We start from the raw sequence: 12,685 nt of genomic DNA, 5'->3' as shown, positions 1-12,685 counted from the left end.
TGTAACATACTTCGAAACATTTATTAAATACATATTAGCAATTAGGTTAATAGGCGTTCTCTATAGGCTCTTATATTTTGATAGGGGGTTATTGAATTTGGCAGTTTTGAGGTTCCTTACTGTATTCGTGTTAATTGCCCTAGCTTTGTATGTTGTAATTGTTGTCTTGCCGGGAATGTACCTTGAATTTGTTTCTAATCAATTAGGGAAGGTGGAATTACGATGAATTCATTCATTCAAGTTGTTAGATGGGTTTCATATGCTTGCTTCTGGATTTCTATGATCCTGCTGTTCTTTTTCTATTATTGGAAGTCTCTTAACTGAAAGGGGTGATCTTGTATGAAGCAATATCTTGGAACCTATGTAGTTCTGTTGTTTATCGGTGTGCTGGGCTTGGCCTTTATTAACTGGTTCCTGATTCGAACACTTATCATCATTGGAGGTTAGCTTTATGAAGAAGTGGGAGTATGTTCTTTTCGCTCCGATAGCGATTGCTGGTTTAGCTGTACTTACGTTTGTTGGTTGGATGTTCTATTTGCTCGCTCTTGGATTTTATGATGTTTTTGTAATAAGGTTTGGCTTTCCCCTGTGGGGCCTGATATCCTGTGGAATCTTTATGATCTGGCTTGTTATCAGTGTTGCTTACTTTGGTAATCGTCATTTTGGATGGTTTGAGGAGGGCAACCTATAATGGGCATTTTCAATTGTGACTGGTTCAGTTTTACGGCTGATTTTGAGAAATATAATGTGGTCGACCTCGCGGATCGGAAGGATCTCTATGATCCAGAAGTAAACAAACATCTTTCTCGGTTATTTGCTCAACTGGATGAAGAACGTTCCAAGGAAGATGGCCGTGGCTTTATTGATCTCGGTATGTGGAAATTTGAAGTACTCAATCACGGCAGCCGTTCGTATTACTATCTGCTGCATAACGATGACATGGAGATCCGCCTGGCTAAATACCGTTCCCGTAAAGAAGAAAATTTCCCGGTGTTCGTTCACTTTAAGAGTCAGTTCCTTTGGTCGGACATCTACGGCCTTTCTACATTAGAGGATAAGTTCCGCCTGGTTATTGAGTGGCTGCAGGATGTGTTTAACGGCAAATACATTACGTCCAAGATCAACCGGATCGACTTGTGTTACCATACGGACGATATTCCGGTAGGATTCAACGCTGAACACTTCGTAGGCCGTCACACGCTCGATACGACCCGTAGAACGCATCGTGTGATCTCAGGTATTGATATTGGTTCCAGACGATCTAATAAGCTGTTCCTGCGCTGCTATAACAAGTTTCTGGAAGCCAGGGCAACGAAGAAAGAATGGTTCTTCAAGATTTGGGAACATGCTGGACTGGATATCCGCAAAGTATGGAATATCGAGTTCCAGGTGGACCGTGAATTTTTCAGTGAATTCAAGGTTGGCCGCAAGCGTTTAGACACCGCAGAAGAGATCATAGCGCGTATGCCAACGATTTGGCACTATCTTACGAACGATTGGATTACATACCGGATACCGGACAATGAACGCCGTACGCGCTGGTCCTTGCATCCATGGTGGGAATCATTGCTTGAATTCGCTGAATCAACGGAAAAGATTAGCCGTGGTAAACAACGTGAGCTTCCGACAGCGACAGTCCTGATCCCGGCGATCCGTGGTTACCTTTCGAGCTATGCTGCACGAATGGGCGGTGATATCAATGACGGTTCCTTGTTCCAGGAAGTGTTCAAACAGATTTGCGATTACGAAGATGTCACGGGCCGCAAGTTCGAAGAGGATGTTGACGTTAAGCGCAGCCTGATGGACCCGGAAGACAATATAACCGATATTGAAGAAATATCTCAGGAGATTTCCAAAGTGCGTGACAAAGTGTTTGAAATGTACCGTCAAGGCCGAATCAAAGAGAAGCCACATATTAACGCAAGTTTAGAAGATTATCAGAGACTATTAGATGAAGGAATTCAATTTGATATGTTGAAATTGGCTCAGGTAGCTACCCTTCCAGGACCAACTAAGCAAGCTGGGAAAGGCAGTAGAAATAAAAAAGAGCCCGCGGCAGCGGACTCCTAAACAAAGGACCTATAAAATAGGTCAATTTCCCCAATATTGTGACAAATATATGTTGCTAGTTTTGTAGATCATGGGCTATACTGATTAAAGGAAAGTTTATGTAATTAAATACGGAAAAGCAACTGTGTACTTTGGCGAGTGCAGCTGCTTTTCCTGTGAGACATCTTCCTGCGACGAAGGTGTCTCTCCTGTTGACTATTATAACCGTAGTTTATAGTCAATAAAACAGAACACACGTTCTGTCTATGCACTCGCCATGTCGCGGGTGCTTTTTTTATGCATAAAATTGTATACGTGATGAATAATTATTCACGTTGAAATTCAATATTTATGCATTTCAAAAAGCACTAAAAATAAATGTGACAAATTTGTGAACACTGTGTTGGAACATGGTAACAATGTGCTGTTTCGTGAACGCTGGCTTTTCGAAGCCGTTCAAATATAAAAAGATCCCAAAGGAGATATGAAAAATGGAACAAAAGATGCAGGTACTTGTGTTGGGTGCAAATCGCTACAGCTTCGAAGATCAACAGACCAAGCGTGAAATTGAAGGAACCAAGGTTCACTATGTATCGCTCGAGCCGATCAGTGAAGACAACTCGAAAGGGCTTTTGCCTAAGGCTGAAACGATGGAATATGGCTACTTTAAGGAACTCGGTACGGTTCCAGGCATTTATGAAGCTACTGTGCAGTTCGTTATGCACAATCGCGGACTGAGAGCCAAAATTGTAAACTTCAAGTTCCTGGAGCCTGTGACGTTTGAGCTCCCGGTTAAGGCGTAATGGATGTCGGTTATCGGAATGCTGTTATCGCGGCTCAATTGGAGCAATTACAGGCTGCTCTGGGTGATAAGGTCCAAGTAGATAGTTGGAACGTAATCGCCGTTACGATGTCAGAGGTTTTCTCAGAAGGTTTCAATCATGGTGTCTCTTTTACGAACGCCATGCGAAATATACAAGACATCATTGAAAGGGGGTGATATTGAATGGGTACTGGTATACCAACAGTTTCACTTACTTATGATCTGGCGGACGTAGCAACTAGCGTAGGGAATTGGTTTTCGAGCTTCTGGCTGATTCTTGCGTTTGCCGTGGCGATCCCACTCGCGTTCTATGTTGCGAACCGTGTCAAAGGTTTGTTCCAGTAATAAAAAGGAGTGTATCTAATGTCTACTGTTACTCAAGCTACATATGCAAATCCCGATGAGATGAAGGTCGCGTTTGGGGACGCGCTCAAGGATTTCTTTGTGCAGCATACAGAAGGTACACTCCAAGTTTTTCACTCGCTTACGGTTGGTGAAATGGTCATTGCCGTGCTGATTGCATTGCTGATTCTGGTGTTTATCTTCAAATGGATTTGGGAGGCGATTCGATATAGCTAGTTTTATAGATTCCTATTCCTTGCTGGCGCTGCCGTTCTTCATTATTGTGCTCGGGGCCGTGGCTGCTGAATTTCTTCCGAATATCCTAAGGAGACGTTAGCCATGGATCAGTTAATTGCAGAAGCATTTCAATTGATCTTCACACTGCCGACCGTGGAACGGGTGTTAATTGTTACTGTGTCATTCCTTGCCCTGATTATATCCCTCCTAACAATCTATAAGAGATGGGGGACAAGTATCTTATGAGTTTCGATTTGGATATGCGGCAGATTTTGCAGTATTCGTACAATATCTTTGGCTCATTTTTGCCGATGGTTTACATATTTGCTGGGGCGAGTATTGCTATTTTCATTCTGTTTACGATCATTAACAAGATTCGTGGCGGAAAAAATGAATAATGTCGTACCAGCTATACCTCATATGTCCGATATTCGTGATCTATTCGCAAATTTTGGCCATAATTGGTCCACTCTCTCCCCTGCGTTATGGGTACTCTTTGGAATCATCTTCGGAACCTTCGTTCTTGGCAAAATCATAAAAAACGTGAAAGGAGATGATTAGATTGGGTACTGGTATACCGACAGTGAGCCTTACGTATGATTTGGCCGATGTCGCAACAAGTGTAGGAAACTGGTTTTCGAGCTTCTGGCTGATCTTAGCTTTTGCCGTGGCGATCCCACTGGCATTCTATGTAGCAAACCGAGTCAAAGGTTTGTTCGAATAAATTACATGGGGCTTCCTAAACCGAAGCCCTTTTTCTATAGGCGGTGAATATGGATAAAAACCAATTGTTAATTGTCATTTCTTTGGTGGTTATCTTCGTCCTGGTGATTATCAATTATTGCTTTTTGGATCTGTTCGATCTCTCCAGGGATGACCCTCAGAAGCGAAAACGGCTAATGCGACACATGATGCTGGTTAATTTCAGTTTGGCTGCACTTTGTTTATTGTCGGCAAGTGCCGGACAAATTCAAGTACTTGACCTTCAAACCATGTTAATTGGCATTCCGTAACGGAGGAAAAAGAATGATGAGAAATTGGATTAAGAAAAACAAGACAACAATCATTTTCTTGTTTCTAGAAATTGCCCTAGTTATAGCTGCATTTATTCTCGTATATCACCTATGGGTAGGTAAGGTGAATAAATGGGATGCATTAGATTGGCAATTATTTAATTCTTTTTATTCTGCACTTGAAACGGAACAAGGTCAGAATCTATTAAATGTTATGTCTCATTACATGATTGGACTTGTTATATTTCCGTTCATTTATGTATTGGTCATTGGTATTCGTATTTATTATTGGGCAGCTATTCGACGTTTTAAAAAACAGCATGGTATTCCGTTATGATCAAACGTATTTCAGTGTCGCTCATCGTTTTGCTGTTGCTCCTTCCGGTCACAAATGCGATGGCTGCCATTACGCAAATCAATGAACATGAATTTGAAGTCACCGATCACCGTGTGACCATTCCGGCCGGATCGGCAGGATCGGCAGTGGTTGGCGGCGGCAAGTTCCAGCCAGCAGAAGCCAGAGGAAGTTATCTTTCGGAGGTTCTGCTGAAAACCAATCGAACGCTTGATTCAAACAATTTTGTTATCGTCACATTCGATAATGGCGTTGAGAATGTACATCGAAGTGAACCGGGAGAACCTAACGTCTTCGCTATTGCATCGGGCCTGCTGAATAATCCGTCAAAGGGGATCACGGTCAAACTGACCTCCGATGGATCAAGGGAACGATGGGTTGAAATTGTTGGATTTAAAACGATCGACAGTCTTCCTCCGGGTGGCGGCGGTCCCGATCCCGGCGGTGGTGGTACGAATCCCGGCGGCGGTAGTAATGATGGTACGCCAGTCAATCACAATTACTTCTATAAGCCCTGGGATGATGTGTATCGTTTGGATTTTTGGGGTCAGCCGAGCAGCACGAACACGATCAAGCTGATTTTTACGTCATCAACTGGAACCGTGTATGACCGGGAGTGGCCCGCATCGGATGTTGGCGGCACATTGTATCTGACTTGTCGCGGTACCTACTCCGTTTCGTATCTTGATGCATCAGGCAATCAGGTTGGCTATATCAAGGACCTGGACACATCGAGCATTACGAATAACGTATGTACGAGCTATCCTGAACCGAACCCGATCAACGACCTAAACGCGCGTGTGATTAATAACGGCTGCACAGTCGATCCGAATAATCCGCCAAAGATTGTTTGGGATCCAATTGGTTCACAGTATGAAGTGTATCGGGATGGTCAATTGATCGACACTGTTTCTGGAACCGAATTTCCCGGAGATGTTCCCGGCAGCTACACGATCATTGCTAAGGATTCAAACGGGAATACCATCGGTCAATCGGATGTGAACATGCAGTTCGTGACCGATAACGGCGGCGGTGCAGATAATGGTGCAGACGAGATTTGTGCCTGTATCGAATCCCTTCGGCCAGTCCTGGAAGAGATCCGGGAGAATACCCAACAGATTCATCAAGATTTATTGGTGACCAATGACAAATTGGATGTCATCAACGGTACACTCGGCCAGATACTGAACCAGATTACGCCAGAACGGACTTACAATGTCCCTTCGGTTCCTCAGTCTCCAGACCTCTACAAACCGCCTACAATCGGTTCTGGCAAGTTTGAGGACAATACGCAATACTTTACCGATCCCGGTTCTGTGGATGCTCCTCCGCCGATGCCTGTGGCCCCTGAGCCTAAACAATGGACCGATCAAGACGGGAATGTGATGCAGCAAGATGCCGTCATACAAAAAGAACCCACGATGACGAAGGATCAGTCTATGAATCGTGATCCACTAATGCAACGGGACCCGAAAATGTCCATTGATCCGGTTAGTTCAAGAGATCAGCCTTTACAGAAAGATCCATCGCTTCAGGTTCAGACGGATTCATATCCGTTACGCTGGAAATCGTCTGATTATAAACCTTAGAGGTGATCATGTTGTGAGAAAATGGCTGTTTGTTTTATTTGTTTCTCTAGTCACTGTCATTTTGCCGCGAGAAGCCTTTGCGGCAGGTAGTGAAAATATTATTAATATTCCTGCTGCGCATCAATTTCCGCCATCGGGACCAGATGCGAATATTTATCAGAACTTTGAATTTTTTGCGTCTAGCTCTAATCGCATTCATGTTGCATATGCTTTTATTCCTGCTAATGCAGCAAGTTCGGTTATTCATTATGTTTCGAACACAAACGATCCTTTGCCTGTTTGGGTCGGCGTTCGTTTTAAAACGGATATGTACCATGTCAATAAATTTTCAATGACGTTCCGGAATTCTGGTATTGCTTATCGACCATCTAAAGTGATTTTTCAGGGATCAGATAATGGATCGACCTGGGTGGATGTTAAGCCTGAAACGACTTTGAATTGGGCGACTGAAACATTGACGTTTGATGTACCAGAAACGAAGTATCAACAGTATCGCTGGTATTTTCCAGCTGGTGCAGTTTCGAAAAATGTGGGTTTAACGGCATTGCAGATTTACGGTTATCCGGCGTTACCTCCACCGCCTTATAACTTGGTTAGCTCAAACGTTACGAATCATACGGCTGATTTAAGTTGGGATGCCGTAACCGATGCGATATCCTATAACGTTTATCGTAATGGTGCGCTGCTGGCGAATGTGAACGCAACAAATTATAAGGATAAGGATTTACGCTTTGGCACGGATTATAATTATCAGATTTCGGCTATTCGTGCTTCTGGCCTTGAATATCCGTTGTCTCCCGTGATGCAGGTTACAACGTTGAGTGTTAAACCGGATTACCAGTTGTCCATGACCAGTGCAACCAATAATACGATCACGATCAATTGGATGGCCGTTCCGAATGCTCAATATTACCGAGTCTATGAAGATTCTAAAATGATTGCGAATAATGTGACGGCCACGTCATACACACACAAGGGCCTGGACATTGCGAAAACGTATCGGTATCAAGTGATGGCTGTTTACGCTGGCGGCATTGACGATCCACTCTCTGACGTTCTTACGGCTCAAACAACAAGCATTGATACCACGCCACCGGACAGGCCGGAATTAATCAATATCGTTAACGGTTTTGAATCCGGTACTGCAACATGGAAAGCGAATACGGAACCGGATTTAGCAGGTTATAACGTTTATGTTAATGGCGTTAAGCATAATAGTTTTCTGCTTAGTAATCTGACGTATCGTATTGATAATTTGGTCAATGGTACCTCGTATTCCATTACGGTAACGGCTGTTGATTATTCAGGAAATGAATCATTGCCATCGAATGCAATGATCATGCTGCCAACAAGCAAAGCGATACCTCCGGTGTCTATGACTTGGACACTCAAAGATATTGTTGACGGCGTTAGTAATTGGTTCGGCTCGATCTGGCTGATTTTGGCCTTCTGTATTGCGATTCCTCTATCTTTCTATGTTGGTAATCGCGTCAAAGGATTGTTTGTCTAAAAGGTAGGTGAATAACATTGTCGTCTTACGAGCTCATTTCTGACTTGCAGCTGCTGCTTACCGCATTCGAAGACCCGTTATTTTTGCTCTCGACCTTAATGATTGCCGTGGCCGTGTGCTACGGCGTCAAAAGGTTGGTGCTTGACTGATGAAGTTTGTTAATGTCCTGATGCAATTTCTTTCCGATAGCGTAGCTTTCCTGGGGAACTTGTTTTCAAAGCTGCTTGAGTTTCTGGCCGTTCCGCTCGGATGGATTGTCTCGTTCCTTGAAGGGATTTGGTATTTTCTTACGGTGCTGTTTGATATCGTGGTCGCGGTGATCAAAATCTTTGTTGCACTGTTTCAGTTTCTCGGTGCACTTGCGGTTGGATTCTTTAAAACGATCAAGATGTTCTTGGTGCCGGACTTCTCCAGGACTCCGATCCATTACCCGGGCGGTATGAAAACGGGCATGGATGAAGTTATTAAAGTCGTTGATCCGGTCGGTTTTTTGGATGTCGTGCCGCTAATCTTTTTGGCTGTCATCTGGCTGCTCTTTATCATTCGTCTGTTTGGATTATTAGGTGGGGATGTGAAAACAGATGCGTAACTTGATCGATACGATCTTTGGACCTGTGTTGTCCTGGTTGAATAACATCTCCACTAGTATCCGCGAATTGTCTGTGCCTGTATCTCGCCCTATTGATCCAAGCCGATATTTTGGGTATTTCAGTTTCCTCGGGCCGCATTGGGTAACCTTGGTGACCACGATCCTGACACTCGGATTTATCTATTTGGTGGTGTACTTCATTGTCACCAATATTGGGCTGTTTACGAAATTCAAAAACATGATTAAGTGGTGGTGATCGCATGAAGTTGAGTGCAGAAGAAAAACGGATTCTGGATGCTGCCTTGTCCCGATACATTGATTATCTGTATTACGACAAGATGCCGAGCCTGGGAACCAATAAGGAAATCAATCGGTTTTACGATAACGAATTAAAGACATCGCAATTATTACGTAATCGGTTCAATGGAAATTAAAAATTACGTACGTAACTTTGGTGCCGGCTCTTACAACGTTCGTGTTTTTGATGAAATACCTGGAGAGCAGCTGCGTTGCTGCAGCAAAAAATGTGACCCAAACACGAACGATCGATGAATCCGGACAGCTCGTTTTCGAGGTTATTCCCGAACATTAAGGAGGTTTACATATGATCAAAGCCATAGGATGGCTGTTTAGTGTTTTGTTAATGGTCTTGATTATTTTTGTGACGCGAGATATTACATCTCTTATGCCTGACATTGGACTTCGTTTAATGCTGTTGTCGTGGCTTTGTTGTGCGTTTGGTGGAGTATTTATTCCTCTTTTTGCGGAATGGTTCGAACGGGTGACAGCAAAGAAAAAAACGAATAGTGAGGGATATTCCTTATGAGTAGTGTTTTTAAGACGTTTTTTGAGATTGGTTCGGCGGTGTCACTGTCTATGCTTGTGTTCTTGGTTCTTCCGGCAATCTTTATCCATCGAAAATTATCCCGAAAGTAGGTTTGGAATATGGCTCGTAATTTGAAAGATAAAATCATTGTGTTTAATGACGATCAGACCTGTGAGATGGTGGCCGTCAAAGATATTTCCGATCAAGCGATTGAAACGGAACGGGGTCTCTTCTATCTCGATTCCGTCACCAAGCATTTAGATATCCGGAACGGCAATTTGCTCTACTGCGTGAATGTGGATCTTCCAGCACGGGTTGAAGCTCAGAAGCTCCGGGAGCTCCGCCGATCCACAGCACTGAAACGCATGATGGAATTTAATATTCAGGACAAAACAGATTGGATGAAATACTTTCCTTACTTCATCATCATTCTGCTGATCCTGTTCAAATAAGGAGGAAATGAACCCTATGCAAACTGTACAAGAAACTTTGATTGCCGATCTCCTGGAGAGTAACGATGATAACGAAATGATTCAGGTATTAGAGTTCATTCGAAAGAACGGGGTTCCACTTACCCAGGATCAGGCTATGGGGTCCTTCCTTCTGGCCGAGGCCGGACTTCATGATATTGCGGAATTCGTCACAGCGATCCGGCCGCAAATGACACCGACAAACAGGTATTTCAAGATGACGGACAAGCTCACCCTTGCAGATCGAATTAAAGGCAACGCTAAGCTGTCCAATCTGTTAAAGGCTAATGCTAACCCAGCGAACGCTGCGGGCGTTCCTATGGGCATTAAGGACGGTGTGAAGTGATATGTACCTCATGGGCTTTGACGGGCGTCTAGGGGCCGGGAAAACGGCAGGAATGAGTATACTGGCGCAGCACTACAGACAAAAAACAGGTTGTACCCTGTACAGCAACTATGGATTGAAACATTCGAAGCTCATAACAAGCTTTGATATGTTCCTTGATGTGGCTCAGCAGCCAAGCAGCATCATCTGTTTGGATGAAGCCCATACCGATCTGGATAGTCGATCTGGGAATACCAACGTGGCCAAGTATTTAACGCATATGATTTTTTACTTGAGGAAGCTTCGGGCGACACTCATGTTTACGAGTCCAAACATCGGCAATATTGATGCTCGTGTCCGGGCGATCATGGACGTTTACTGTTCCGTATCCAAAGACAAACAGTATTTTCACTATGACATGTTTGACTTAAACAGTGAACGATTCTTAAAGTCGATGCGGATCAAGAAGGAAAAGGCGCTCGGGATCATGGACCAAGTGTATGACACTCATAAAATGGTCGTGCCTATGTCCTTTCCAGACACAAAAGATGAATACAACCGAATTCTAAATCTACTGAAAACGATAAGTGATGACTACTACACTAAGCAGGCTGCGGACGCGCCGGGGCCAACGGCCACGGAAGCCGCAGCCGTATAGCGGAGGGAAAGAACAAGATGAATAAGATCGCAAAAATTAAGCTCATGAATCAAATGTCCAAAATGAATGAATCGACAGAACAATGCGTGCAGCTGCTTCAACATATCGAAAAGCATCTGGAAACCGAATTACCCGAAGAAGTTAAGCAGCAGTATGCTCAAGTCATCCAGCATAACAAAAATGTATCCAAGTTCTTCGGGATCATGCAGCAACAACTTCAAGCAGCCAAATAAACAAGCAAAAAGCCAACCGTTATTTCGGCTGGCTTACATGCTTTGTTGGTTCAGTATTTCCTTCATGTCATGAATCGCTCGTTTATGTTCATGCAGCGTGATTTCTTTCTGACGATTTCGATACAAGGTGTACAAGTATCCGATGACTTCACTCGCGCTGCCTAGTTCCAATTCCTTTTTCATGTCCTGGACGATCGTATTGATCTGATTGGCAACTTGCATCTGTTTCCGCAACGGGCCATCACTTCCTTTCTGAACTTTAGTGTATCGCATTATCTATATATAATCAATGTTCTTCTATAGACACTCTATACAAACGATGATATTATCTATACATATAAATACCGTTTGTATAGATTAAAAGTTTCCGGAATCGACCTTTCGGGGTGCAGGGGATCATTCCCCTGCTTATACCTTGATGCGACACGTCACCGGAATTCTGATTATGGATAAAAATGGAAGTGCCCTCTTTGCCCAATCACCCTTTAAACCAAGGTTTTTAAAAGTCAGTATTGGTCAAAGAATGCAAGGTGCAAAAAGCTGAGATCGTAGGCGTGGCGCGGAATGCGCCGACCCCCCCTCCCTACTAAGAGGGGGGGTGCAAAAACCAAAATTCGCTCCTAGCACGTACCTCTAATCTTTTAACTAATCAATCTTTTAATCTTTTTCTAAGGACGGTTTTTAAATCATGTACTATACTCCCAAAGGCTCGACAACGAACAAACGTAGACTTGGTAGGAATACGCCGCACGGTGTGAAAGCCGGGTACGACATCCAGCCGATTCGTGATCCCGAAAAGATCGACACTATGATGCGGTATCTCGCGAAAAATCCAAGGAACCAATTTATGTTTCTGCTAGGGATGAACTCCGGCCTTAGGGTCTCCGATTTGCTATGGCTTACCGTCTCCGATGTGAAATACGGCTCGCATGTGGTTTGCAGAGAATTAAAAACGGGCAAGAAACGGTATTTCCTGATTAACGATCACCTTCGGCCGATCCTGGACCGATACATTGAGGGCATGCAAGATGACGATTATCTCTTTCCCTCCAATCGCTGGCCGTTCCTCCCGATCAACCGGATTCATGCGTACCGGATTTTACGCCAGGCAGGAGAAGCAGCTGGGTTAGATAATGTGGGCACTCACTCCATGCGTAAGACTTTCGGTTATCACTATTATCGCCGCACTCGGGATGTTTTAACGCTCATGTTGATTTTCAATCATCAAGAACAGGCTGTAACGCTGGACTATATTGGCTGGACGCAAGATATCATAGACGAAAGTTTGCAAGACTTTTTCATTGGTGGATCTGAAATAAATATATGAGGTGATTGGGTTGAAAAAGGAAACTGAAAAAATCGGTTATATCTTCCGTGATCGGACGGGTGATTTCATGATTGATACGGGTCCGGTTGAATATCAATCAAGCGAGGTTTTGTTCTTAGAAATATGGGATGGAGAAAAATTCATACCAGCGATGAAAGAAGAAATAAGATTTCCACAAATGTCAGGGGTTAAAGCTAGGTTCCGTGTAAAGATGTAACATACTTCGAAACATTTATTAAATACATATTAGCAATTAGGTTAATAGGCGTTCTCTATAGGCTCTTATATTTTGATAGGGGGTTATTGAATTTGGCAGTTTTGAGGTTCCTTACTGTATTC

General features: G+C 43.6%; 25 protein-coding genes. 24 read left to right on the top strand and 1 reads right to left on the bottom strand.

Features of this window, described 5'->3' with window-relative positions:
* The 22 genes from C3B52_RS37650 to C3B52_RS34395 all read left to right on the top strand — a co-directional run.
* Positions 1 to 226: hypothetical protein (locus C3B52_RS37650; protein ID WP_235615955.1), on the top strand; the 226-nt coding region annotated here is incomplete at its 5' end.
* A gap of 225 nt (positions 227 to 451) precedes the next feature.
* Positions 452 to 691, top strand: a complete 240-nt coding sequence (locus C3B52_RS34470; RefSeq protein WP_103110854.1) for a hypothetical protein — start codon at positions 452 to 454, stop codon at positions 689 to 691.
* The gene (locus tag C3B52_RS34465; protein ID WP_103110853.1) at positions 691 to 2,070 is read left to right on the top strand and encodes a hypothetical protein; all 1,380 of its coding nucleotides are present in this window, start codon (positions 691 to 693) and stop codon (positions 2,068 to 2,070) included. The genes C3B52_RS34470 and C3B52_RS34465 overlap by 1 nt, the downstream gene beginning before the upstream one ends.
* 470 nt (positions 2,071 to 2,540) lie before the next feature.
* Positions 2,541 to 2,852, top strand: coding sequence for a hypothetical protein (locus C3B52_RS34460; protein ID WP_103110852.1), 312 nt, complete (start codon positions 2,541 to 2,543; stop codon positions 2,850 to 2,852).
* Positions 2,852 to 3,049 (top strand): hypothetical protein, encoded by a 198-nt coding sequence (locus C3B52_RS34455; protein WP_103110851.1) that lies wholly within the window; start codon positions 2,852 to 2,854, stop codon positions 3,047 to 3,049. Before C3B52_RS34460 ends, C3B52_RS34455 begins: the two co-directional genes overlap by 1 nt.
* A gap of 6 nt (positions 3,050 to 3,055) precedes the next feature.
* Positions 3,056 to 3,217 (top strand): hypothetical protein, encoded by a 162-nt coding sequence (locus tag C3B52_RS37075; protein WP_164685064.1) that lies wholly within the window; start codon positions 3,056 to 3,058, stop codon positions 3,215 to 3,217.
* Positions 3,218 to 3,235: 18 nt separating this feature from the next.
* Positions 3,236 to 3,451 carry a hypothetical protein gene (locus C3B52_RS34450; protein ID WP_103110850.1) on the top strand — a complete coding sequence of 72 codons (216 nt, stop codon included), beginning with the start codon at positions 3,236 to 3,238 and terminating at the stop codon, positions 3,449 to 3,451.
* 242 nt (positions 3,452 to 3,693) lie between these two features.
* Complete coding sequence (locus C3B52_RS37070) at positions 3,694 to 3,849, top strand: hypothetical protein (RefSeq protein ID WP_164685069.1); 156 nt, start codon at positions 3,694 to 3,696, stop codon at positions 3,847 to 3,849.
* Positions 3,850 to 4,013: 164 nt separating this feature from the next.
* The gene (locus C3B52_RS37065; RefSeq protein ID WP_164685063.1) at positions 4,014 to 4,175 is read left to right on the top strand and encodes a hypothetical protein; all 162 of its coding nucleotides are present in this window, start codon (positions 4,014 to 4,016) and stop codon (positions 4,173 to 4,175) included.
* A gap of 49 nt (positions 4,176 to 4,224) precedes the next feature.
* Complete coding sequence (locus C3B52_RS34445) at positions 4,225 to 4,464, top strand: hypothetical protein (RefSeq protein WP_103110849.1); 240 nt, start codon at positions 4,225 to 4,227, stop codon at positions 4,462 to 4,464.
* A gap of 16 nt (positions 4,465 to 4,480) precedes the next feature.
* Entirely contained in the window at positions 4,481 to 4,801 is a 321-nt protein-coding gene (locus C3B52_RS34440; RefSeq protein WP_164685068.1) for a hypothetical protein, read from the top strand.
* A 35-nt stretch (positions 4,802 to 4,836) separates the two neighbouring features.
* Positions 4,837 to 6,408 (top strand): hypothetical protein, encoded by a 1,572-nt coding sequence (locus C3B52_RS34435; protein WP_164685067.1) that lies wholly within the window; start codon positions 4,837 to 4,839, stop codon positions 6,406 to 6,408.
* A 13-nt stretch (positions 6,409 to 6,421) separates the two neighbouring features.
* Entirely contained in the window at positions 6,422 to 7,918 is a 1,497-nt protein-coding gene (locus C3B52_RS34430) for a hypothetical protein (protein WP_103110846.1), read from the top strand.
* A gap of 17 nt (positions 7,919 to 7,935) precedes the next feature.
* Positions 7,936 to 8,067 (top strand): hypothetical protein, encoded by a 132-nt coding sequence (locus C3B52_RS37975; RefSeq protein WP_268811926.1) that lies wholly within the window; start codon positions 7,936 to 7,938, stop codon positions 8,065 to 8,067.
* Entirely contained in the window at positions 8,067 to 8,507 is a 441-nt protein-coding gene (locus tag C3B52_RS34425) for a hypothetical protein (protein WP_103110845.1), read from the top strand. Before C3B52_RS37975 ends, C3B52_RS34425 begins: the two co-directional genes overlap by 1 nt.
* Entirely contained in the window at positions 8,500 to 8,763 is a 264-nt protein-coding gene (locus C3B52_RS34420) for a hypothetical protein (RefSeq protein WP_103110844.1), read from the top strand. The genes C3B52_RS34425 and C3B52_RS34420 overlap by 8 nt, the downstream gene beginning before the upstream one ends.
* A gap of 4 nt (positions 8,764 to 8,767) precedes the next feature.
* On the top strand, positions 8,768 to 8,941 hold the full coding sequence (locus tag C3B52_RS37060) for a hypothetical protein (protein ID WP_164685066.1): 174 nt from the start codon (positions 8,768 to 8,770) through the stop codon (positions 8,939 to 8,941).
* A gap of 170 nt (positions 8,942 to 9,111) precedes the next feature.
* Entirely contained in the window at positions 9,112 to 9,333 is a 222-nt protein-coding gene (locus tag C3B52_RS34415) for a hypothetical protein (RefSeq protein ID WP_103110843.1), read from the top strand.
* Between the two features lie 119 nt (positions 9,334 to 9,452).
* A complete protein-coding gene (locus C3B52_RS34410) occupies positions 9,453 to 9,785 on the top strand; it encodes a hypothetical protein (RefSeq protein WP_103110842.1) in 333 nt (110 codons plus the stop codon).
* 16 nt (positions 9,786 to 9,801) lie between these two features.
* A complete protein-coding gene (locus C3B52_RS34405; RefSeq protein WP_103110841.1) occupies positions 9,802 to 10,149 on the top strand; it encodes a hypothetical protein in 348 nt (115 codons plus the stop codon).
* A 10-nt stretch (positions 10,150 to 10,159) separates the two neighbouring features.
* A complete protein-coding gene (locus tag C3B52_RS34400) occupies positions 10,160 to 10,786 on the top strand; it encodes a hypothetical protein (RefSeq protein WP_235615954.1) in 627 nt (208 codons plus the stop codon).
* 17 nt (positions 10,787 to 10,803) lie between these two features.
* Positions 10,804 to 11,019, top strand: a complete 216-nt coding sequence (locus tag C3B52_RS34395; RefSeq protein WP_103110839.1) for a hypothetical protein — start codon at positions 10,804 to 10,806, stop codon at positions 11,017 to 11,019.
* A gap of 33 nt (positions 11,020 to 11,052) precedes the next feature.
* On the opposite strand, the gene C3B52_RS34390 is transcribed toward C3B52_RS34395, so the two are convergent.
* Positions 11,053 to 11,253: a hypothetical protein gene (locus tag C3B52_RS34390; RefSeq protein ID WP_103110838.1), complete on the bottom strand. Its 201-nt coding sequence runs from the start codon at positions 11,251 to 11,253 to the stop codon at positions 11,053 to 11,055.
* 454 nt (positions 11,254 to 11,707) lie between these two features.
* Here C3B52_RS34390 and C3B52_RS34385 point away from each other — a divergent pair, with 454 nt between their 5' ends.
* Both C3B52_RS34385 and C3B52_RS34380 read left to right on the top strand, forming a co-directional pair.
* Positions 11,708 to 12,346 (top strand): tyrosine-type recombinase/integrase, encoded by a 639-nt coding sequence (locus C3B52_RS34385; RefSeq protein ID WP_103110837.1) that lies wholly within the window; start codon positions 11,708 to 11,710, stop codon positions 12,344 to 12,346.
* Between the two features lie 10 nt (positions 12,347 to 12,356).
* A complete protein-coding gene (locus C3B52_RS34380) occupies positions 12,357 to 12,563 on the top strand; it encodes a hypothetical protein (RefSeq protein WP_103110836.1) in 207 nt (68 codons plus the stop codon).
* The last annotated feature ends 122 nt before the right edge of the window (positions 12,564 to 12,685 follow it).

This window comes from Brevibacillus reuszeri (assembly GCF_002897295.1).
Lineage (GTDB): Bacteria > Bacillota > Bacilli > Brevibacillales > Brevibacillaceae > Brevibacillus > Brevibacillus reuszeri_A.
Note: the sequence above shows the minus strand (reverse complement) of the source record. Positions and strands in the feature narration are given on the sequence as shown.

Coding starts and splice junctions, on each gene's coding strand:
- C3B52_RS37070 (WP_164685069.1), top strand. CDS start 3,694: ATGAGTTTCGATTTGGATATGCGGCAGATTTTGCAGTATTCGTACAAT.
- C3B52_RS34425 (WP_103110845.1), top strand. CDS start 8,067: ATGAAGTTTGTTAATGTCCTGATGCAATTTCTTTCCGATAGCGTAGCT.
- C3B52_RS34440 (WP_164685068.1), top strand. CDS start 4,481: ATGAGAAATTGGATTAAGAAAAACAAGACAACAATCATTTTCTTGTTT.
- C3B52_RS34450 (WP_103110850.1), top strand. CDS start 3,236: ATGTCTACTGTTACTCAAGCTACATATGCAAATCCCGATGAGATGAAG.
- C3B52_RS37075 (WP_164685064.1), top strand. CDS start 3,056: ATGGGTACTGGTATACCAACAGTTTCACTTACTTATGATCTGGCGGAC.
- C3B52_RS34405 (WP_103110841.1), top strand. CDS start 9,802: ATGCAAACTGTACAAGAAACTTTGATTGCCGATCTCCTGGAGAGTAAC.
- C3B52_RS34395 (WP_103110839.1), top strand. CDS start 10,804: ATGAATAAGATCGCAAAAATTAAGCTCATGAATCAAATGTCCAAAATG.
- C3B52_RS34445 (WP_103110849.1), top strand. CDS start 4,225: ATGGATAAAAACCAATTGTTAATTGTCATTTCTTTGGTGGTTATCTTC.
- C3B52_RS34400 (WP_235615954.1), top strand. CDS start 10,160: ATGGGCTTTGACGGGCGTCTAGGGGCCGGGAAAACGGCAGGAATGAGT.
- C3B52_RS34385 (WP_103110837.1), top strand. CDS start 11,708: ATGTACTATACTCCCAAAGGCTCGACAACGAACAAACGTAGACTTGGT.
- C3B52_RS37060 (WP_164685066.1), top strand. CDS start 8,768: ATGAAGTTGAGTGCAGAAGAAAAACGGATTCTGGATGCTGCCTTGTCC.
- C3B52_RS34420 (WP_103110844.1), top strand. CDS start 8,500: ATGCGTAACTTGATCGATACGATCTTTGGACCTGTGTTGTCCTGGTTG.
- C3B52_RS34415 (WP_103110843.1), top strand. CDS start 9,112: ATGATCAAAGCCATAGGATGGCTGTTTAGTGTTTTGTTAATGGTCTTG.
- C3B52_RS34465 (WP_103110853.1), top strand. CDS start 691: ATGGGCATTTTCAATTGTGACTGGTTCAGTTTTACGGCTGATTTTGAG.
- C3B52_RS34460 (WP_103110852.1), top strand. CDS start 2,541: ATGGAACAAAAGATGCAGGTACTTGTGTTGGGTGCAAATCGCTACAGC.
- C3B52_RS34455 (WP_103110851.1), top strand. CDS start 2,852: ATGGATGTCGGTTATCGGAATGCTGTTATCGCGGCTCAATTGGAGCAA.
- C3B52_RS34470 (WP_103110854.1), top strand. CDS start 452: ATGAAGAAGTGGGAGTATGTTCTTTTCGCTCCGATAGCGATTGCTGGT.
- C3B52_RS34410 (WP_103110842.1), top strand. CDS start 9,453: ATGGCTCGTAATTTGAAAGATAAAATCATTGTGTTTAATGACGATCAG.